Raw genomic sequence first — 19,637 nt, 5'->3', positions numbered from 1 at the left:
GCACCACATCTTACATGCTGAAATGACTTTTATAGAATTCTGATCAGACGGCGATCTTACCGCCGCCTTGCTTGGTAATGACGACCACCGCAGGGCGCGGGGGCATCTTGGGGTCGAAGTCGGGCCAGCGGGTGGCCGGGTCCTCAAAGGTGCTTTCCCGCTCGAAACCAGGGATGTCCTTGGTGCCATCCGTACCCGGGTGCTGCACCGCGACAAAGAGCGTTTCGCCATCCTCGGTGAAGTAGGGGCCGCACATCTCACCGCCGATGGGGCAGCGGAAGAAGAGCTTCGAGGTGCCGCGCGCTTCGCCTTCGGTTTCAAGCGCGTAGAGCCCATCGGATTTGCCGGTCTTGCCCCAGCTGCTGCCCTGATCGGTGCTGATCCAGAGGCGCCCGTCGGCATCCATCGCGGCATTGTCGGGGCTGCCGAACCAGCCGTTTTCCGATGTCTCAGGGTTCCACTGGGCGCCGACCTCGGCCACCTTTGGGTCACCGCATTGCACGAGGATCGACCATGTGCCGCTGGTGGCAGCGTGGTCGGCATTCGCTTCCTTGATCTCGATGATATGGCCAAAGCTGCTTTCCGGGCGCGGGTTGGCGGCGTTGGTGTCGCCCTGCTTGCGCTTGGTGTTGTTGGTCAGCAGGATATAGGCCGTGCCATCGCCACGCGGCTGCGCGTCTTCGGGGCGGTCCATCGGGGTGGCGCCCAGCAGGTCGGCGGCCAGACGGGTGTCGATCATCACGTCGCCTTGGTCGTTGAACCCATTTTCGGCGGTCAGCGGCCCGGTGCCATGCACCAGCGGCAGCCAGTTGATCGTGCCGTCCTCTTCGAACCGCGCGACGTAAAGCGTGCCATCGTCCAGCAGAGTGCCATTGGCCGCCGGATCATCGGAGACCGTCCCGGCAGACACGTATTTGTATTGATAGTCAAAGCGGTTGTCGTCGCCCATATAGACCACAAGCTTGCCATCTTTGCTCACCGTGGTCTCGGCGCCCTCATGACGGAAACGGCCCAGAGCGGTGCGTTTGACGGGGGTTGAGGTCGGGTCCATCGGGTCAACCTCGACCACCCAGCCGAACTTATTGGGCATGTTCGGCTCGGCGTCCACGTTGAAACGGTCGTGTTTTAGGCCCCAAGCGTACCACATGCCCGGCACGCCGTAACGGTCCCAAGATTTCTCTTCCGCGGCACCGGCGATGTCGGGCTTGCCGTCGGCATCCAGCTTGTTGGTCCAGAAATAGCCGTGGAAGTTCTCTTCGGCCATCAGCCATGTGCCCCAAGGGGTCAGCCCGCCCGCGCAGTTGTTGAGCGTGCCGATGACTTTGGTGCCGCTGGGGTCGTCGTTGGTTTTCAGCCGCGCGTGACCGGCGGCGGGGCCGCTCAGCGTCATCGCGGTGTCGAGCGGGGTGATGCGGCGGTTCATCTTGCCGTCGCGCACCACCTGCCATTTGCCCGCCGCGTCGCGGGCGATCTCGATGACCGAGCCGCCGTGGGCTGCCATTTCGATGTCGATCAACTCAGGCGTCATGCCTTTGAAGTTCACCTTGTCCTGACGGCCAAGACCGGGGAACATGACCTCTTCGTTGGTGTATTCGTGGTTCACGCAGAGCAGCCCGCGGCTGGCGTCGTCGTTCAGGGGCACGAAGCCCACATAGTCGTTGTTATAGCCGAACTGCTTCGACTGCGCGGCGGCGGTCTGGTTCATCACGTCGAATTCCGGCGCATCGGCGGTGATCGGGTCGCCCCACCGCAGCAGGATCTGCGCGTCATAGCCGGGGGCAACGTGGTGGGTCTCGTCATTGCCCCATGCCAGCTCGTCAAAGACATAGCGGCTTTCGGCGGCGCGGGCCTTGGACGGGGCGATGGCGGCGGCACTGCCGAAAAGGGCGGTGGTGGCCGACACCCCAAGCATGCCGCGCAGGATGTCGCGGCGGCCATAGCGGGCGTTGATCACATCGCCGATGGTGCGTGACAGGTTCGCATTGGTGGGGATGTCGTCGAATGCCTCAAAGGCTTCGGCCTTGTTGCCGATGGCGGGGTCGTTGAGAATCTCGCGGCGGGTCATCATGCTTCCTCAGGTGACTTGGCTGGCCTCCATTTGCACCATGACTGTCACGGTTTTATGACGCGTCAGACTGTGCTGCGGCGAAATCCTACGATGAGTTGGCGCAGGCCCAAAGCCGCGCCCGCAAAGATCGCGGCGAGGGTCACCGGCCCGCTGAAGGCCAGCACCGAGATGGCCGAGATGCCTTGCCCGATGGTGCAGCCCATGGCGATCACCGCACCAGCTCCCATCAACCCCGCGCCGAATATCTGGCGGCGGAGTTCGCGCGGGTCTTCGCAGGCTTCCCAGCGGAAATGCCCCTGCCAGAGCGAACCCAGAAAGGCCCCGACCCAGACCCCCGCGACCGAGCCGATGCCAAAGCTGAGCGGGCGAACCGAGCCCTGCATCGCATAGAGCAGCGTCTCTCCCACGGGGGCGGCATAGCTATGTGACATGAGCGTTTGCGCGCCAAAACCGGTCCGCGCCAGCCACGCCGTGCCCGCCCAGCCCGAGGTGATCGCCAGCCCGGCCACGGCGCCCCAGACCACTTTGCGCAGATCGCCACGAAAGCTGCGGGCGCTGAGCATCAGCAGGCAGACCACGAGGCCGAGCAGGATGCCGATCAGCGGCACCGATCCGCCCATGAAGGCCGACAGCACATGTGCGATGCCGACAGGCGGCCCCGCGTTCATCTGGCGCGGGAAGAGCAGGGCGCGCGCCGGGGCAAGCGGGCCGGAGAGCACGGCAAAAGCCGCAAGCCCCATGACCAAGACAATGACGAAGGCGCGCAGGTCACCCCCGCCAAGCCGCGCCAAAGCGCCAAAGCCGCAGGTGCCCGCCAGCGCCATGCCGTAGCCGAAGATCAGCCCGCCAAAGACCGCAGGCGCCCATGAGAAGGCAATCGTCAAGTGAAAGGCGCGGTCGAGGTTGATCAGCCCCAAGCTGGCAAGGGTGAAACTGCCCAGCATCGCCACGCCGATGGCCAGACCCCACATCCGCATCCGGTCGCCCGATCCGCCATAAAGCAGGTCTTCGATCGCGCCGAGGGTGCAAAACCGCCCCAATCGTGCGGCGAGGCCCAGCAACACGCCGCCCAGCCCGCCCAGAAGGGCGGCGGTCAGCGGCTGGCCCCAAAGCTCAATCATCCTTGCAGAACAATTCGTAGACCAGTTCCAGCATTTTGCGGGGCCGGTCATCGGCAAGCCGGTAGTAGATCGTTTTACCGTCCCGACGCGGAGTCACCAGCCCTTCGAGCCTGAGGCGCGACAGTTGCTGCGATACGGCGGCTTGCCGGGTCGAGAGCAGGGCTTCCAACTCGCTCACCGACTTCTCTCCCGAAACGAGGTGACACAGGATCATCAACCGCCCCTCATGGCTGATCGCCTTAAGAAAGTTCGACGCGGTCACGGCGTTGGTCAGCATCCGGTCCATGTCCTCTTCGGACATGTCGGGGTTAATCACGGGCAGGGCTGTCATTCGGTCAATTCCTCGAAATCAGTCTTGTCGCGTAATAGCATATTCAGCATGGGCCAGAAGAACTCCGCACCGGGGTAGCCTTCGAGCCGGCCCAGTTCGGTGTCATCTTCAACCAGCAGGAAGGTCGGCGTAAACACCACCGCGCGCTGTGGGGTGACGCTGTCCTCGACCGCCGAGATGTCGACGCGGCGCAGCGGGGCAAATTCGCCCTCGGCGGTCTTGGGATAGGCGGGGGCAATCTCTTCGTCCCAACGTTGGCAATAGATGCAGCCGGGCTGTTCGACCATGACCAGTTCCACCGCCCCAAGGGGCTGGGCGGTCAGCGCCGCGAAGCTCAGAGCGGTCAGTGTGCGGATCATCGGCTTGCCTGATTGACGTTTGGATGACACTCAACGTAATTTGAATATGTGAATTGTTCAAGCGCGGCGGACCGGCGCGGCGCGGGCGGGGGGTAACATGTTCGACATCACCTATGCAGGCGCGCTTTTCGCAGGGCTGCTCAGCTTCTTTACGCCCTGTATTCTGCCGATGGTGCCATTCTATCTTAGCTATATGGCGGGGCTCAGCGTGACCGAATTGCGCAGCGATGGCGCAATCGCGCCGGGGGCGCAGCGGCGCTTGGTGTTGTCTTCGCTGCTCTTCGCGCTTGGGGTCACGACGATCTTCGTTCTGCTCGGCATGGGTGCCACGGCCATCGGGCAGGTGTTCACCCAGTACCTTGAGCCGCTGAGCTGGGTGGCGGCAGCGATCCTGACGGTCTTTGGCCTGCACTTCCTCGGCGTGATCAAAGTGCCGCTGCTCTACCGCGAGGCGCGGCTGGAGGGGGGCGGCAAGCCCACCTCGGTCTGGGGCGCCTATGTCATGGGGCTGGCCTTCGGCTTTGGCTGGACACCCTGTGTCGGCCCCGCGCTGGCGGCGATCTTGATGATCGCCTCAGGCATGGGCGATATCGCCCGGGGCGGGCTGTTGCTAGCCGCCTATGGCGCGGGGATGACCGCGCCCTTCGTGGTGGCCGCGCTTTTCGCCAAACCGTTTCTCAACTGGGCCGCGCGGCATATGGCGCTGGTGCAAAAGGTGGAAAAGGCGATGGGGGTGATGCTGATCCTCTTTGCCGTGCTGATCGTGACCGGCGGGGTGCAACTGATCGCGGATGCGATGATCCGTTGGTTCCCCAGCTTCACGACGTTAGGATAGACGCAACAATCAGGAGGAGGACGCCAAGATGATCGGATCGAGGATAGGAGCCGCAGTGGCGGCGGCGATGCTGGCATGGCCTTTGGCCGCGGCGGAGCTGGGCGACGACGGGCTGCACAAGACGCCCTGGATGCGCGACACCTTCAAAGACCTGCGTGAGGATCTGGAGGAGGCTAGGGGCGAGGACAAACGTCTGATGCTGATGTTCGAACAGCGCGGCTGCATCTATTGCACCAAGATGCACAAAGAGGTTTTCCCAGCCCCCGAAATCGCCAATTACATTGAAGAGAATTATTTCGTTGTGCAGCTGAACCTGCATGGCGATATCGAAGTGACCGATTTCGACGGGGAGACGCTCTCGGAAAAGCAGATGGCGCGGAAATGGGGGATTCTCTTCACCCCGACGCTGATGTTCCTGCCCCATGAGGTGGCCGAAGACGCGACCGCGCCGCAGGCGGCGGTGGCGGTGATGCCGGGGGCGTTTGGCAAAGGCACGACGCTTGATATGCTCACTTGGGTGAACGAGGAACGCTACGCGCTCGACGGCGATGAGGATTTCCAACGCTACCACGCGCGGATGATCCAAGAGCGCAACAATGGCAGCACCGATTGACCGGGGAAAGCGGCGCCGCACGGGGAAAGCTATTCAAAAGTTTGAATTTGTTGTTGCGCCGCGCCGCATCCCTGTCTTAGGGTCAGGTAAACCGGATCACACATCACCGTGATCGGCACTGGGAGGAAGTTTTCGATGATGAGATGGATCGCCGCCGCAATTGTGTCGGGCGCGCCCGTTCTGGCCGCCGCTGAAACCGTGGCACCTGCCGACGTGACCTATGATGACTATGGTTCGGTTGAACAATCCCTGACCGGGACACCCGGCGATGCCGCCAAGGGTGCGGCCATCGTCGGCAGCAAGAAGGCGGGCAACTGTGTGGCTTGCCACCAGATCAGCGCGCTCAGCGATGTTCCCTTTCAGGGCGAAATCGGTCCGATGCTCGACGGTGCTGGCGACCGCTGGAACGAGGCTGAGTTGCGCGGGATCGTAGCCAACAGCAAGATGACTTTCGAAGGCTCGATGATGCCTTCCTACTACAAGACCAGCGGCTATGTCCGCCCCGGCGATGGCTTCACCGGCAAGGCGGGGACCGAGCCTTTGCCGCCGCTGCTGGATGCGCAGCAAATCGAAGATGTCGTGGCCTTTCTGGCGACGCTTAAGGAAGAGTAACGCGGCCCGCCGGCCGCGCTGAGCAAGCGGTGGCGGGGGACCGGTGCAAGAGATCGCGATCAGCGCATCGCGGAATGGAATGACGGCGCGCTGCGCCCGTACGAACAAGGAGACGAGAGATGAACTTCTCAAGACGTGAAACCCTGGGCCTCGGCCTTGGCGCCATGGCGCTGACCATCCTGCCGGTGGGGGCTTCGGCCGCCACGGTGGACGAACTGATCGCGGAATTCACCGGCGGGGCCGACATGGCCGACACCGGCGTGACCCTGACCGCGCCCGAGATCGCCGAGAACGGCAACACCGTGCCAATCTCGGTCGAGGCACCGGGCGCTTCGGCCATCATGGTGCTGGCTGCGGGCAACCCGACGCCGCCCGTGGGCACCTTCAACTTTGGCCCGCTGGCAGGCAGCCGCAGCGCCTCCACCCGCATCCGGCTGGCGCAGACCCAAGATGTCATCGCCATCGCCAAACTGGAAGACGGCACCTTCGCCCGCACCAGCGCTGAGATCAAAGTTACAATCGGTGGCTGCGGCGGCTAAGCCCGCACGCCCCAAATCAGGAGTTTAGAGAATGGCAGAAGGTGTAACACCCCGCGTCAAAGTGCCGAAAAAGGCCGAGGCCGGCGAGGTCATCACGATCAAGACGCTGATCAGCCACCCGATGGAATCGGGCCAGCGCAAGGACAGCGACGGCAACGTCATCCCGCGTTCGATCATCAACCGCTTCACCGCCGAGTTCAACGGCGAGAGCGTGATCGATGTGAAGATGGAACCGGCGATGTCGACCAACCCCTATTTCGAATTCGACGCCACCGTTCCGGAAGCGGGTGAGTTCAAGTTCACGTGGTACGACGACGACGGTTCGGTCTACGAAGAAGTCAAATCCATCGCCATCGGCTAACCCTCAGGGGTGGCCGGCCGGCGCATGGAACAGGGAGGAAAGACATGAAATTCAAGGCAATGACCGCTCTCGCGGCGCTTTTGGTGGCCGCCCCCACGCTGGGGTCCGCCGATGAGGAGGCCGAGCTTGTCGTCAACGGCGAGATCGAGATGGTGACCAAGACCGATGCGCCTGCGCATCTCGACGGCGCTTTGCCCGAGATCATGTCTGGCTGGCGTTTCCGCTCGGACGAGACGCAGCAGCTTCAAATGGACGACTTCGACAACTCCGGCATGATCTTTGTCGATCAGGCGCAGGCGGCGTGGGACACGGCAGAGGGCAGCGAGGGCAAATCCTGCGCCTCCTGCCACAACGACGTGGAGACCTCGATGAAGGGGGTCCGCGCGGTCTACCCGAAGTGGAACGAGGACGCGGGCGAGGTGCGCACGCTGGCGCAGCAGATCAACGACTGCCGTGAGAACCAGATGGGCGCGGAGCCCTACAAATACACCGGCAGCCAGATGACGGCGATGGAGGCGCTGATCTCGGTCCAGTCGCGCGGCATGCCGGTCAATGTGGCGATCGACGGCCCGGCCCAGAGCACATGGGAGCAGGGCAAGGAGATGTACTACACCCGCTACGGCCAGCTTGAGCTGAGCTGCGCCAATTGCCACGAGGACAACTACGGCAACATGATCCGGGCCGACCACCTGAGCCAGGGCCAGATCAACGGCTTCCCGGTCTACCGTCTGAAAAACACCAAGCTCAACAGCGCCCATGCGCGTTTCAAGGGCTGCGTGCGCGACACGCGGGCCGAGACCTTCAAGCCCGGCAGCCCCGAGTTCGTGGCGCTGGAGCTTTACGTCGCCAGCCGCGGCAACGGCCTGTCGGTCGAAGCCCCCTCGGTGCGTAACTGATTTAATTTCCGGGCGTTTCGCCTGACATGATCCCGCCCCCCGCATGGGGGCGGGGCCTTTCCCTGTTTTCAAGTGCTGGAGCGTAACATGCTGTCTCGCCGTGATTTTCTGCAAATGTCCATGGCCGCGGCCTCCATCTATGGCGGCTCGGGCTTCGGCAACTGGGCGCGGCTGGCGGCGCAGGACCGCTTTGATCAGGACGCGCTTCTGGAGTTCGAGAAGTTCGGCAATGTCACCCTGATGCATGTGACCGACATCCATGCCCAGCTGAAGCCGATCTATTTCCGCGAGCCCGCCGTGAACATCGGCGTCGGCGAGAACCGCGGCAAGGTGCCCCATATCACCGGCGAGGATTTCCGCGTCCGCTACGGCATCGGCGGCGGCACGCCGTTGGATTATGCCCTGACCTACGACGATTTCGTGGCCCAAGCACAGGCCTACGGGAAGGTCGGCGGGCTCGACCGCGTGGCCACCGTGCTGAACGCCATCCGTGCTGACCGGCCCGACGCGCTGCTCTTGGATGGCGGCGACACCTGGCACGGCTCGATGACCTGTCTCAAGAGCGAAGGGCAGGACATGGTCAACGTGATGAACGCGCTGAAGCCCGACGCGATGACTTTCCACTGGGAGTTCACACTGGGCTCCGAACGGGTACAGGAGATCGTCGAAGGGCTGCCCTTTGCCGCCCTCGGCCAGAACATTTTTGACCGTGAATGGGATGAGCCGGCGGAACTGTTCAAGCCCTACGAGTTCTTCGAGCGCGGCGGCGTGAAGATCGCCGTCATCGGGCAGGCCTTTCCCTATATGCCCATCGCCAACCCCGGCTGGATGTTCCCCGAATACTCCTTTGGCATCCGCGACGAGCATATGCAGCAGATGGTCGACGAGGTGCGCAGCAAAGGTGCTGAACTGGTCGTCTGTCTGAGCCACAACGGTTTCGACGTCGACAAGAAGATGGCCGGGATCGTCAAAGGGATCGACGTGATCCTCTCGGGCCACACCCATGACGCGCTGCCCGAACCGGTGCTGGTGGGCGAGACGCATATCATCGCCTCCGGCTCGAACGGGAAATTCGTCTCTCGCGTCGATCTGGACGTGCGCGACGGCAAGATGATGGGGCTGCGGCACAAGCTCATCCCAATCTTCTCGGACCTGATCACGCCGGACGCGGAGGTGGCCAAGCTGATCGATGCACAGCGCGCGCCCTTCCTTGAGGAACTGACCCATGTGGTGGGGCAGAGCGATGCGCTGCTCTACCGCCGCGGCAACTTCAACGGCACGTGGGACGACCTCATCTGCGATGCGCTGCTGAGCGAACGTGACGCCGAGATTGCGCTCAGCCCCGGGGTGCGTTGGGGGCCGTCGATCCTGCCGGGGCAGGACATCACCCGCGAGGACATCTTCAACGTCACTGCCATGACCTATCCCAATGCCTACCGCACGGAAATGACGGGCGAATTCCTGAAAGTCGTGCTGGAGGACGTGGGCGACAACCTGTTCAACCCGGACCCCTATTACCAGCAGGGCGGCGACATGGTGCGCGTCGGTGGCATGGGCTTCAAGATGGACATCGCCAAGCCGCAGGGCGAGCGGATTAGCGAGATGACCCTCTTGAGCACCGGCGAGCCCATCGACCCGCAGCGCAGCTATGTCGTGGCCGGTTGGGCCTCCGTCAACGAGGGCACCGAAGGCCCGCCGATCTGGGACGTGGTGGAAAGCCATATCTCGAAACTGAACACCGTGGGCGAAGGCGCCCGGACCCCAGTGAAAATCGTTCTGCCAAAGTAAGAAAAATGAGAATAGGGGTTCTCACATAGATACAAATTCAATAAAATGAATTTGAATATGTGAGGGCCACGACATGACAGAAGAGAACCACAAGGGGCCATCGCGCCGTGCCTTTCTGACGGGGGCAGGGGCGGCGGCCGCGGGGACGCTGGCAGGGCAAGCCAGTGCCGCGCAGACCGATCCGGGCATTGCGATCCATCCATGGATGCAGGAGTTGGGGGACGGCGTCGATGTCGCGCCCTACGGGATGCCTTCGCCGCATGAGGCGGATGTGAAACGCCGCACCGTGGAATGGCTGACCGCCGACCCGGTGAGCTCGATCAACTTCACCCCGCTGCATGACCTCGACGGCACAATCACCCCCAACGGGCTGTGTTTCGAGCGGCACCATTCGGGCGTCGCCAAGGTCGACCCGGCAAAGCACCGGCTGATGATCAACGGGCTGGTCGACAAGCCGCTGGTGCTGACGATGGACGACCTGCACCGCTTCCCCCGCGAAAACCACGTTTACTTCCTCGAATGTGCCGCCAACTCCGGGATGGAGTGGCGCGGCTCGCAGCTTAATGGCTGCCAGTTCACCCACGGCATGATACACAACGTGCAATACACCGGCGTGCCACTGCGGCTGGTGCTGGAGGAGGCGGGTGTGAAGCCCGAAGGCAAGTGGCTGCTGGCCGAGGGCGCGGATGCCGCGGCGATGAGCCGCTCGATCCCGATGGAAAAGGCGCTCGACGATTGCCTCGTGGCCTTCAAGATGAACGGCGAGGCGCTGCGCCCCGAACAAGGCTACCCGGTGCGCCTCGTCGTGCCCGGCTGGGAGGGCAACATGTGGGTCAAATGGCTGCGCCGGCTTGAGGTCGGCGACCAGCCTTGGCACCACCGCGAGGAAACCAGCAAATATACCGACCTCATGGCCGATGGTGTGGCGCGGCGCTTCACTTGGGAGATGGACGCGAAGTCGGTCATCACCAACCCCAGCCCACAGGCGCCGATCACCCACGGCCCGGGGCCGACCGTTCTGACCGGCCTCGCTTGGTCGGGCCGCGGCACGATCCCGCGCGTGGATGTGACACTGGATGGTGGCATCACATGGCATCAGGCGCGGATGGACGGGCCGAGCACGCCCAAGGCGCTGCACCGCTTCTACTTCGACTTCGAATGGGACGGCAAACCCCTGCTGCTGCAAAGCCGCGCGCATGACAGCACCGGCTACGTCCAGCCCACGAAGGACGCGCTGCGCGCGGTCCGGGGCGAGAATTCGATCTACCACAACAATGGCATCCAGACCTGGGCGGTCGATGCAGACGGAAAGGCCGAAAATGTCGAGATTTCTTAAAGCTGCCCTCCTGACCACCGCGCTGGCAAGCCCGCTGGCCGCTGAGCCTCTGGGCCTCGGCCGCTCCGCCACCCCCGAAGAAGTCGCGCTGTGGGATATCGACGTGCGCCCTGACGGCACAGGTCTGCCCGAGGGCCGTGGCGACGTGATGACCGGGGATGAGATTTACACCGCGAAATGCGCCTCCTGCCACGGCGTCTTTGGCGAGGGCACGGGCCGTTGGCCGGTCCTCGCGGGTGGGCAGGGCAGCCTGACCGACATGCGCCCCGTCAAGACGATCGGCAGCTATTGGCCATACCTTTCAACGGTTTACGACTATGTGAACCGCGCGATGCCCTTTGGCGATGCGCAGTCGCTGACCGATGACGAAGTTTATGCGATCACCGCCTATCTGCTCTATCTCAATGATGAGGTGGATGAGGATTTCGTGCTCTCGTCTGAGAACTTCGCTGAGGTTCGTTTGCCGAACGAGGATGCCTTCAAGTCTGATGACCGGGCCGAGGTGGAGTTTGCGTCTTTCAAACAGGACCCCTGTATGAGCGATTGCAAACCTTCGGTTGAGATTACCATGCGCGCCGCCGTGCTGGACGTGACGCCCGAGGAAACCGCCGCTAAAGCTGCCGCGGAGGCGAAGGCCGAAGAAGCCAAACCAAAGGCGGAACCTGCACCCGAAGAAACCCCTGCGCCGGCAGAGATGGCCGAAGCCCCCGCTGCTAACCCCGCGCAGATCAAAGCGGGGGAGAAGGTGTTTCGCAAATGCAAATCCTGCCACCAGATCGGCGCCAAGGCCAAGAACCGTGTCGGCCCGATGCTGAACGGCATCGTGGATGGCCCGGCGGGCGCGGTTGACGGCTTTCGCTACTCCAAAGCCATGCAGGCCGCGGCAGCGGAGGGGTTGGTCTGGTCTCACGATGAGTTGAGCGCCTTTCTGGCGGACCCTAAGGGCTTCATGAAAGGCACTAAAATGTCGTTCCGGGGTGTGCGCAAGCCCGAGGATATCGACGCGTTGATCGCCTACCTGCGCGACGCGTCGGAGTGATCGGCGCGATTAGCGCAGACTGTCGTGCCTGCCCCCCTTGAACCCCCATACCGGGGGGACTAATCTCTGGGTAACAGTTTTGCGGGTATGGTCCCGCGAACAGGAACTGAGGCAGGCACGCATGAACGATCCGATCAACACCTATATGAACACGCTTGTCCCGATGGTGGTTGAGCAAACCAGCCGGGGCGAGCGGTCCTACGACATCTTCTCGCGTCTGCTGAAAGAGCGGATCATCTTCGTCAACGGCCCGATCCACAGCGGGATGAGCCATCTGGTCGTCGCCCAGCTGCTGCACCTTGAGGCCGAGAACCCCTCCAAGGAAATCAGCATGTACATCAACTCGCCCGGTGGCGAGGTGACGGCGGGCCTGTCGATTTACGACACGATGCAATACATCAAGCCCAAGGTCTCCACCCTGATCTGCGGCATGGCGGCCTCCATGGGGTCGGTCATCGCGATCGGCGGCGAAAAGGGCATGCGTTTCGCGCTGCCCAATGCCGAGGTGATGATCCACCAGCCCTCCGGCGGCTCGCAGGGCATGGCCGAAGATATCCTGATCTCGGCGCGCCACATCGAACGCACCCGTGAGCGGATGTATCAGCTTTATGTCAAACACTCCGGCCAGCCGCTGGAAACCGTTCAAAAAGCGCTCGACCGTGATCTGTGGATGACGCCGGAGGAAGCCAAGGAATGGGGCCATCTCGATGAGATCGTCGAAAGCCGTGGCAAGGCCGATGAGGCTGCCGCCGGTGGCAAGGACAAGAAAGACAAGTAATCGAAGGGGCCCGGCGCTGCATATTTTGCGATTGTAGCGCCGGGGTCACTGGCCTAAGCTTGAGGCCAAATCTCGCGGCCCCAAGACCGGGGCGGACATACACGACAGACCTGAAAGGTTTGAGATGGCGAATAATTCCGGCAACGACAGCAAAAATACGCTCTACTGTAGCTTCTGCGGCAAGAGCCAGCACGAGGTGCGCAAGCTGATTGCGGGGCCGACCGTGTTCATCTGCGACGAATGCGTCGAGCTGTGCATGGATATCATCCGAGAAGAGACCAAAGCATCGGGCCTCAAGGCGACCGACGGCGTGCCCACGCCCCGCGACATCTGCGGCGTGTTGGACGACTATGTGATCGGTCAGGCGATGGCCAAGCGCGTGCTCTCGGTGGCGGTCCACAACCACTACAAGCGGTTGAACCACGCCCAGAAGGGCGGCGATATCGAACTGGCGAAATCCAACATCCTGCTGATCGGCCCCACCGGCTGCGGCAAGACGTTGCTGGCGCAGACGCTGGCGCGCATCCTTGATGTGCCCTTCACCATGGCCGATGCGACCACGCTGACCGAAGCCGGCTATGTCGGTGAGGATGTGGAGAACATCATTCTCAAGCTGTTGCAGGCGTCGGAATACAACGTCGAGCGGGCACAGCGCGGCATCGTCTATATCGACGAGGTCGACAAGATCACCCGCAAGTCGGAAAACCCCTCGATCACCCGCGACGTGTCGGGCGAGGGCGTGCAGCAGGCGCTCTTGAAACTGATGGAAGGCACCGTGGCCTCTGTCCCGCCGCAGGGCGGGCGCAAGCATCCGCAGCAGGAGTTCCTGCAAGTGGACACCACGAACATCCTCTTCATCTGCGGCGGTGCTTTTGCCGGTCTCGACAAGATCATCGCGCAGCGCGGCAAGGGCTCTGCCATGGGCTTCGGCGCCGATGTGCGTGACAATGACGCCCGCGGCATTGGTGAGATTTTCACCGATCTCGAACCCGAAGATCTGCTGAAGTTCGGCCTGATCCCGGAATTCGTGGGCCGTCTTCCGGTTCTGGCGACGCTCGAAGATCTGGACGAGGACGCTTTGGTCACCATCCTGACTGAGCCGAAGAACGCTTTGGTCAAACAGTACCAGCGTCTGTTCGAATTGGAGGACACGCAGCTGACCTTCACCGATGACGCGCTGCAAGCCATTGCCAAACGCGCCATCGAGCGGAAAACCGGCGCCCGGGGTCTGCGCTCCATTCTCGAAGACATCCTGCTCGACACGATGTTCGAACTGCCGGGGCTGGAGACGGTGAGCGAAGTGGTCGTCAACGAGGAGGCCGTCACATCGGAGGCCAAGCCGCTGATGATCCACGCCGACAGCGAAAGCAAAGAACCAGCCAGCGCGGGCTAATCGTGCTAGGCGAATTCATAGGGGCGGGCCATCTGGTCCGCCCTTTCGCGTTTCAGGGGAGGGTTTGATGCGGCGCATTTCATCGGGCGGCATCTATGAGGACAAGATCGGCTATAGCCGCGCAGTGGTGGCGGGGGGCATGGTCCATGTCTCGGGCACCGTGGGTGAGGGGGCAGAGGTGACGGCGCGATGCGCGGCGGCACTGGCAACGATCGAGGCGGCCTTGGCCGAGGCGGGCAGTGATTTCGCCCATGTGGTGCGCGTCACCTATATGCTGTTCGACGCGGCGGAGTTCGAAGCTTGCTGGCCGCTTCTACGGGCGGCCTTCGGCGCGCATCCGCCCGCCGCGACGATGATCGAATGCGGGCTGATCGACCCGAAATACCGGATCGAGATTGAATGCACGGCCCTTCTGCGCGCGGCGGCAGAAGGTTAACTTACGGCGGTGAATCCTGCCTTGCAGGGAACCTCCTGCGCGGTGAGGCTGGACGCCAAAGCCTCCATGGTGCATATAACGGGCAACAGGAACGGAGACCTCGATGGGCATTCTCAATTCACTTCTGCGCGGTGTCACATGGTGGAACGGCCAGACGCTGAACACCCAGCTTTTCACTTGGCGCAAGGGCAGCAAGGTGGGCGAAGACGCGCAGGGCAACGTCTATTACCGCAACGCCGATGACAGTAAACGCTGGGTCATTTTCAACGGTGAGGCCGAGGCGAGCCGCGTGAGCCCCGATTGGCATGGCTGGCTACACCGCACATGGGATGAGCCGCCGACCGACAAGCCGCTGGCGCATAAGCCGTGGGAAAAGGCCCATGTGGAGAATCGCACCGGCACTGCCATGGCCTATGCGCCCGCCGGGTCGCTGCGCCGCGCCGAACCTGTCGAGCGTAAGGATTACGAGGCCTGGCAGCCTGAATGATCGGTTGGCCGCGCCTTTTGCGCGGTCCCAAGTCTCACGCAATCCGGGTGGTCCCATGAAAAAGCTCCTCTTGGCCGCGCTTGTGCTGGCCGCGCCGCTTCACGCTCAAGAGGGGGGGCAGGTCGCCAGTGCCTCGGGCGGCGTGTTGCGCGCCTTGGACAAGATTTCGGGCGATACGACCGATCTGGAGATCGCCAAGGGCGACCGGCTTAGCTTGGGCAATTTGCAGATCACCATGGTCGATTGCCGCTATCCGGCTGGGGATCCGGCGGCCAATGCCTATGCCGCGCTTGAGATCACCGAAGAGGGCAGCGACAGCGCGTTGTTCTCTGGTTGGATGATCGCCTCCGCGCCCGCGCTGCACGCGCTTGAGCATTTTCGCTATGACATCTGGGTCATGCGCTGCAGCACGTCCTGAAAACTGTCCAAGCTGGGCGCGCTGAACCGCGCATTGCCCCGTTTCGCCACATCAAGCTGCGCGTGATAGTCCGCCCGTGAAATCTCCACCGCCCCGAGAGAGGCGAGGTGATCGGTCAGAAACTGCGTATCGAAGAGGGTGAACCCCGCGCGGCGCAGCCGATCCACCAGCGCTGCCAGAGCCATTTTTGACGCATTGGTGCGGCGCGAGAACATGCTCTCGCCAAAAAACGCGCGGCCCAGCGTCACGCCATAGACACCGCCCGCCAGCGCATCACCGTCCCAAACCTCAAGCGAATGGGCATAGCCCGCGCGGTGCAACGCAGTGTAGAGCGCGGTGATCTCGGCATTGATCCATGTGTCTTCGCGGTCGGCACAACCGGCGACGACAGCTTGAAAATCATGGTTGATCGTATGGTGGAACGTGCTACGCCGCATGGCGCGGGCCAGAGAGCGCGAGATGTGGAAACCATTGAGCGGTATCACCCCACGGCGCCGCGGATCGACCCAGAAAATTTCCGGGTCGTCGCGGTGTTCCGCCATGGGGAAAATCCCGATGGAATAGCCGTGGAGCAGGATCTCGGGCGTCAGATCCGACATGTCATTTCAGCCGTCGCCGAGGTTGGTTTCCAGCCAATGCTCAAGCCAATGGATGTTGTAGCCACCCGACTGGATGTCTTCCTCGGCCAGCAGCGCGTGGAACAGCGGCACGGTGGTGTCGACACCATCCACGATCAGCTCACCCAGAGCGCGCCCCAGTCGGGCCAGCGCCTCGGGCCGGTCGCGGCCGTGCACGATCAGCTTGCCGATCAGGCTGTCGTAGAAGGGCGGGATCGAATAGCCGTCGTAGAGCGCCGAATCCATCCGCACGCCAAGCCCGCCGGGGGCGTGGTACTGCGTAATCTTGCCCGGGCAGGGCGCGAAGTTCGGCAGACGTTCGGCGTTGATCCGCACCTCGATGGCATGGCCGTTGATGCTCAGATCGTCCTGGGTGAAGGACATCGGCAGCCCTTCCGCCACGCGAATCTGCTCGCGCACCAGATCGACGCCAAAAATCGCCTCGGTCACCGGGTGTTCCACCTGCAGGCGGGTGTTCATCTCGATGAAGTAGAATTCACCGTTCTCGTAGAGGAACTCGATCGTGCCGGCGCCGATGTAGTTGATATTGGCCACGGCGTCGGCGCAGGTCTTGCCGATGCGGGCGCGTTCTTCGGCGGTGATCGAGGGGCCGGGTGCTTCCTCGAAAACCTTCTGGTGGCGGCGCTGCAGCGAACAGTCCCGCTCGCCCAGATGCACGGCGTTGCCCTTACCGTCGCCAAAGACCTGAATCTCGATATGGCGCGGCGTGGTGAGATATTTCTCGATATAGACTTCGTCGTTGCCGAAGTTCGACTTGCCCTCGGCGCGGGCGGTCTGGAAGGCCTTTTCCATATCCTTCGCGGTCTTGGCGACCTTCATGCCCTTGCCGCCGCCACCGGCGGTGGCCTTGATGATCACCGGATAGCCGATCTCCTCACCAATGCGCTTGGCCTCTTCCAGCGAGGTGACCCCGCCGTCGGAGCCGGGCACGCAAGGCACGCCGAGCTTCTTCATCGTGTCCTTGGCGGTGATTTTGTCACCCATGACGCGGATATGCTCGGCGGTGGGGCCGATGAAGGTCAGGCCGTGATCCTCGACCACCTGCACGAAATTGGCGTTTTCCGACAGGAAGCCGTAGCCGGGGTGGATCGCCTCGGCGCCCGTGATCTCGCAGGCTGCGATGATCGCGGGGATCGAGAGGTAGGATTGCGTCGAGGAGGGCGGGCCGATGCAGACGGATTCGTCGGCCATGCGCACATGCATCGCGTCGCTGTCGGCGGTGGAATGCACCGCGACGGTCTGGATGCCCATCTCGCGGGCCGCGCGGATCACGCGCAGCGCGATCTCTCCCCGGTTGGCGACTAGGATTTTGCTGAACATGTCCGGCCCTTATTCCAGGATGACCAGCGGCGCGCCGAACTCGACGGCATCGCCGTCACCGACGAGGATGCGTTTGACGGTGCCCGCACGGGGGGCGGGGATGTGGTTCATGGTCTTCATCGCTTCGACGATCAGAAGCGTGTCACCTTCGGAGACAGAAGCACCGACCGAGATGAAAGCGGGCGCGCCCGGCTCACCTTGCAGGTAGACGGTGCCGACCATGGGCGATGTGACCGCGCCGGGGTGATCCGCGGGATCGGCATCGGCGGCAGGCGTCGAAGCGGCGGGCGCGGCTGCGGCAGGCGCCGGTGCCGCGGCAGGCGCGGGAGCGGCTTGGTACTGCTGCTGGGGGGCGGCCATGATCTGCTGCGGCGGCTTGCGGCTGACGCGCACGTTCAGGCTGTCATCCTCGGCATAGTCGCGTTTCACCTGAAGCTCGGTCAGGTCGTTTTCGTTCAGCAGCTCGGCGAGGGCCTTGATGAAGGCCACGTCAGCGTCATGGGTTTTGTTTGTCATTGGATCCTCGAAGATTTCGGCAGGCCTGCGGCCCGTCGCTGCGCGATTGATTGGCACGCTTATAGGGCATGGGCAAAGCCATGAAAAGCCAACTGTTGTCTAGGGGGTAGGATCGGTTTTTTGTCGCGCAAAGCAGTCCGGGGCGCGAGAAAAAGGCGGGGCCTCAGCCGCGCGCGCCGGACATGAGTGACCTTAGGTCAGATCGCGAGGTATTCCGCGCGCAGTTCCGCGTTGTCCAGCACCTCGGCGGCGGTGCCGTCAAAGACCACGCCGCCGGTGTCGAGGATCACCGCCCGGTCGGCCAGTTTTAGCGCCCGCACCGCGTTTTGTTCGACCAGAATCGTGGTGATGCCCTGCGCCTTGATCAACCCCAGCGTTTTCTCGATCTCATCCACGATCACCGGCGCCAGCCCTTCGTAGGGTTCATCCAGCAGCAACACCTTGATGTCACGAGCCAAGGCGCGAGCGATGGCGAGCATCTGCTGCTCCCCGCCCGAGAGGGTCACCCCCTCTTGATGGCGCCTTTCGCGCAGACGGGGGAAGAGGTCATAGAGCCGGTCGAGCGACCAGCCGATGGGCGGGGCGATCTGGGCGAGTTTGAGGTTCTCTTCGACCGTGAGGCCGGAAATGATGCGCCGATCCTCGGGCACCAGCGCCAGCCCCGCGGCAGAGGCTTGGTGGCTGGCCATATTGTGCAAAGGCTGATGGTCGAGCCAAACCTCGCCGCGTTTCAACTCCGGGTCGCTCACCCGCGCGATGGCCCGCAGGGTCGAGGTTTTGCCCGCCCCGTTGCGGCCCAGTAGGGCGAGAATCTCCCCTTCATGGACGTTAAAGCTCACCCCCTGCACGATGTAGCTTTCGCCGTAATAGGCGTGAATGTCCCAGACCGAGAGGAAAGCCGGGGCGGTTTGGGCATGGTTGGCGTTTTTGTCGAGCGTGCTGGTGGTCATATGCTGTCCTAGATCTGCGGCAAAGGGAGGGGGTCAGGCGGCGTCTTGGCTTTCGCCGAGATAGGCTTCGCGCACCTTGGGGTGGCCCTTGATCCGGTCGGGCGTGTCTTCGACCAGTGGCGTGCCTTGGGCCAGCACGGTAATCCGCTCGGCCAGTGAAAAGACGACATGCATGTCGTGTTCGATGATGGCGATGGTGATGTCGCGCTCGTCCTTGATCTGTTTTAGCAGGTCGATGGTGTTATTGGTATCGGCCCGCGCCATTCCGGCGGTCGGTTCGTCCAAGAGCAGCAGACGGGGGTCTTGGGCGAGACACATGGCGATCTCCAACCGCCGTTTGTCCCCGCGCGACATGGAGGCCGCGGGCATGTGCCGTTTGTCGATCATACGCATGTCGCGCAGCATTTCCTCGGCCTTGTCGATCATGTCGCGCTGGCCCACGACCCGCGACCAGCCGTTCAGTTGAAACGCCCCGTCGCGTTTGGCAAGGCAGGGGATCAGCATGTTTTCCATCACCGTCAGATCACCAAAGATTTCGGGCGTTTGGAACACGCGGGAAATGCCCAACTGGTTGATCTCATAGGGTTTGCGCCCCAGCACCGACTGCCCGTCGAACATGACCGATCCGGTATCGGGGATGAGCTTGCCCACCAGACAGTTCAGCAGCGTGGATTTGCCCGCCCCATTGGGGCCGATGATCGCGTGGACGGAGTTCTCCGCCACGCTGAGGTTTACATCGCTCAGCGCCTGCAACCCGCCAAAGCGCTTGCCGACATTTTTGACTTCGAGAATGGCCATGATGT

At 62.8% G+C, this 19,637-nt stretch carries 23 protein-coding genes; 14 read left to right on the top strand and 9 right to left on the bottom strand.

Annotation, left to right across the window (positions count from 1 at the left end):
• Positions 1 to 43 precede the first annotated feature (43 nt).
• From ACGYK9_RS03215 to ACGYK9_RS03200, 4 genes are all read right to left on the bottom strand, one after another.
• Positions 44 to 2,065: a PhoX family protein gene (locus ACGYK9_RS03215; RefSeq protein WP_394408473.1), complete on the bottom strand. Its 2,022-nt coding sequence runs from the start codon at positions 2,063 to 2,065 to the stop codon at positions 44 to 46.
• 65 nt (positions 2,066 to 2,130) lie between these two features.
• Positions 2,131 to 3,189: a YeeE/YedE family protein gene (locus ACGYK9_RS03210; RefSeq protein ID WP_394408470.1), complete on the bottom strand. Its 1,059-nt coding sequence runs from the start codon at positions 3,187 to 3,189 to the stop codon at positions 2,131 to 2,133.
• The gene (locus tag ACGYK9_RS03205; protein ID WP_394408467.1) at positions 3,182 to 3,520 is read right to left on the bottom strand and encodes an ArsR/SmtB family transcription factor; all 339 of its coding nucleotides are present in this window, start codon (positions 3,518 to 3,520) and stop codon (positions 3,182 to 3,184) included. Before ACGYK9_RS03205 ends, ACGYK9_RS03210 begins: the two co-directional genes overlap by 8 nt.
• On the bottom strand, positions 3,517 to 3,879 hold the full coding sequence (locus tag ACGYK9_RS03200) for a hypothetical protein (protein ID WP_394408460.1): 363 nt from the start codon (positions 3,877 to 3,879) through the stop codon (positions 3,517 to 3,519). Before ACGYK9_RS03200 ends, ACGYK9_RS03205 begins: the two co-directional genes overlap by 4 nt.
• 97 nt (positions 3,880 to 3,976) lie before the next feature.
• Here ACGYK9_RS03200 and ACGYK9_RS03195 point away from each other — a divergent pair, with 97 nt between their 5' ends.
• The 14 genes from ACGYK9_RS03195 to ACGYK9_RS03130 all read left to right on the top strand — a co-directional run bounded on the left by ACGYK9_RS03195 (position 3,977) and on the right by ACGYK9_RS03130 (position 15,410).
• The gene (locus tag ACGYK9_RS03195) at positions 3,977 to 4,714 is read left to right on the top strand and encodes a cytochrome c biogenesis CcdA family protein (protein ID WP_394408457.1); all 738 of its coding nucleotides are present in this window, start codon (positions 3,977 to 3,979) and stop codon (positions 4,712 to 4,714) included.
• 28 nt (positions 4,715 to 4,742) lie between these two features.
• On the top strand, positions 4,743 to 5,327 hold the full coding sequence (locus ACGYK9_RS03190) for a thioredoxin family protein (RefSeq protein WP_394408454.1): 585 nt from the start codon (positions 4,743 to 4,745) through the stop codon (positions 5,325 to 5,327).
• A 135-nt stretch (positions 5,328 to 5,462) separates the two neighbouring features.
• On the top strand, positions 5,463 to 5,939 hold the full coding sequence (soxX, locus tag ACGYK9_RS03185) for a sulfur oxidation c-type cytochrome SoxX (protein WP_394408451.1): 477 nt from the start codon (positions 5,463 to 5,465) through the stop codon (positions 5,937 to 5,939).
• Positions 5,940 to 6,058: 119 nt separating this feature from the next.
• Entirely contained in the window at positions 6,059 to 6,478 is a 420-nt protein-coding gene (gene soxY, locus ACGYK9_RS03180) for a thiosulfate oxidation carrier protein SoxY (RefSeq protein WP_168613463.1), read from the top strand.
• Between the two features lie 31 nt (positions 6,479 to 6,509).
• On the top strand, positions 6,510 to 6,839 hold the full coding sequence (soxZ, locus tag ACGYK9_RS03175) for a thiosulfate oxidation carrier complex protein SoxZ (protein WP_322329644.1): 330 nt from the start codon (positions 6,510 to 6,512) through the stop codon (positions 6,837 to 6,839).
• Positions 6,840 to 6,883: 44 nt separating this feature from the next.
• On the top strand, positions 6,884 to 7,735 hold the full coding sequence (gene soxA / locus ACGYK9_RS03170; RefSeq protein WP_394408448.1) for a sulfur oxidation c-type cytochrome SoxA: 852 nt from the start codon (positions 6,884 to 6,886) through the stop codon (positions 7,733 to 7,735).
• Between the two features lie 87 nt (positions 7,736 to 7,822).
• Positions 7,823 to 9,523, top strand: coding sequence for a thiosulfohydrolase SoxB (gene soxB / locus ACGYK9_RS03165; protein ID WP_394408445.1), 1,701 nt, complete (start codon positions 7,823 to 7,825; stop codon positions 9,521 to 9,523).
• A 73-nt stretch (positions 9,524 to 9,596) separates the two neighbouring features.
• Entirely contained in the window at positions 9,597 to 10,859 is a 1,263-nt protein-coding gene (gene soxC, locus ACGYK9_RS03160) for a sulfite dehydrogenase (RefSeq protein WP_394408442.1), read from the top strand.
• The gene (locus tag ACGYK9_RS03155) at positions 10,843 to 11,898 is read left to right on the top strand and encodes a c-type cytochrome (protein WP_394408439.1); all 1,056 of its coding nucleotides are present in this window, start codon (positions 10,843 to 10,845) and stop codon (positions 11,896 to 11,898) included. The genes soxC and ACGYK9_RS03155 overlap by 17 nt, the downstream gene beginning before the upstream one ends.
• A gap of 121 nt (positions 11,899 to 12,019) precedes the next feature.
• Positions 12,020 to 12,676 (top strand): ATP-dependent Clp protease proteolytic subunit, encoded by a 657-nt coding sequence (locus ACGYK9_RS03150; protein WP_067267539.1) that lies wholly within the window; start codon positions 12,020 to 12,022, stop codon positions 12,674 to 12,676.
• A gap of 124 nt (positions 12,677 to 12,800) precedes the next feature.
• Complete coding sequence (clpX, locus tag ACGYK9_RS03145; protein ID WP_271689851.1) at positions 12,801 to 14,069, top strand: ATP-dependent Clp protease ATP-binding subunit ClpX; 1,269 nt, start codon at positions 12,801 to 12,803, stop codon at positions 14,067 to 14,069.
• Positions 14,070 to 14,136: 67 nt separating this feature from the next.
• Positions 14,137 to 14,505, top strand: coding sequence for a Rid family hydrolase (locus ACGYK9_RS03140; RefSeq protein WP_394408436.1), 369 nt, complete (start codon positions 14,137 to 14,139; stop codon positions 14,503 to 14,505).
• A gap of 103 nt (positions 14,506 to 14,608) precedes the next feature.
• Positions 14,609 to 14,992, top strand: a complete 384-nt coding sequence (locus ACGYK9_RS03135; protein ID WP_394400811.1) for an NADH:ubiquinone oxidoreductase subunit NDUFA12 — start codon at positions 14,609 to 14,611, stop codon at positions 14,990 to 14,992.
• 55 nt (positions 14,993 to 15,047) lie between these two features.
• Positions 15,048 to 15,410 (top strand): DUF2155 domain-containing protein, encoded by a 363-nt coding sequence (locus ACGYK9_RS03130; RefSeq protein ID WP_394400814.1) that lies wholly within the window; start codon positions 15,048 to 15,050, stop codon positions 15,408 to 15,410.
• Here ACGYK9_RS03130 and aat read toward each other — a convergent pair.
• The 5 genes from aat to ACGYK9_RS03105 form a co-directional block, all read right to left on the bottom strand.
• Entirely contained in the window at positions 15,374 to 16,009 is a 636-nt protein-coding gene (aat, locus tag ACGYK9_RS03125; protein WP_394408433.1) for a leucyl/phenylalanyl-tRNA--protein transferase, read from the bottom strand. The genes ACGYK9_RS03130 and aat overlap by 37 nt on opposite strands.
• A 6-nt stretch (positions 16,010 to 16,015) precedes the next feature.
• Positions 16,016 to 17,368: an acetyl-CoA carboxylase biotin carboxylase subunit gene (gene accC / locus ACGYK9_RS03120; protein WP_394408430.1), complete on the bottom strand. Its 1,353-nt coding sequence runs from the start codon at positions 17,366 to 17,368 to the stop codon at positions 16,016 to 16,018.
• A gap of 9 nt (positions 17,369 to 17,377) precedes the next feature.
• The gene (accB, locus tag ACGYK9_RS03115; protein WP_394400822.1) at positions 17,378 to 17,884 is read right to left on the bottom strand and encodes an acetyl-CoA carboxylase biotin carboxyl carrier protein; all 507 of its coding nucleotides are present in this window, start codon (positions 17,882 to 17,884) and stop codon (positions 17,378 to 17,380) included.
• A 197-nt stretch (positions 17,885 to 18,081) separates the two neighbouring features.
• Positions 18,082 to 18,834 carry an ABC transporter ATP-binding protein gene (locus ACGYK9_RS03110; RefSeq protein WP_067261816.1) on the bottom strand — a complete coding sequence of 251 codons (753 nt, stop codon included), beginning with the start codon at positions 18,832 to 18,834 and terminating at the stop codon, positions 18,082 to 18,084.
• Positions 18,835 to 18,867: 33 nt separating this feature from the next.
• On the bottom strand, positions 18,868 to 19,632 hold the full coding sequence (locus ACGYK9_RS03105) for an ABC transporter ATP-binding protein (protein ID WP_394408427.1): 765 nt from the start codon (positions 19,630 to 19,632) through the stop codon (positions 18,868 to 18,870).
• Between the last annotated feature and the right edge of the window lie 5 nt (positions 19,633 to 19,637).

It is taken from the genome of Sulfitobacter sp. 1A15258, assembly GCF_043557045.1.
Taxonomy (GTDB): Bacteria; Pseudomonadota; Alphaproteobacteria; order Rhodobacterales; family Rhodobacteraceae; genus Sulfitobacter; species Sulfitobacter faviae.
This window is presented reverse-complemented; position numbering and strand designations above follow the sequence as displayed.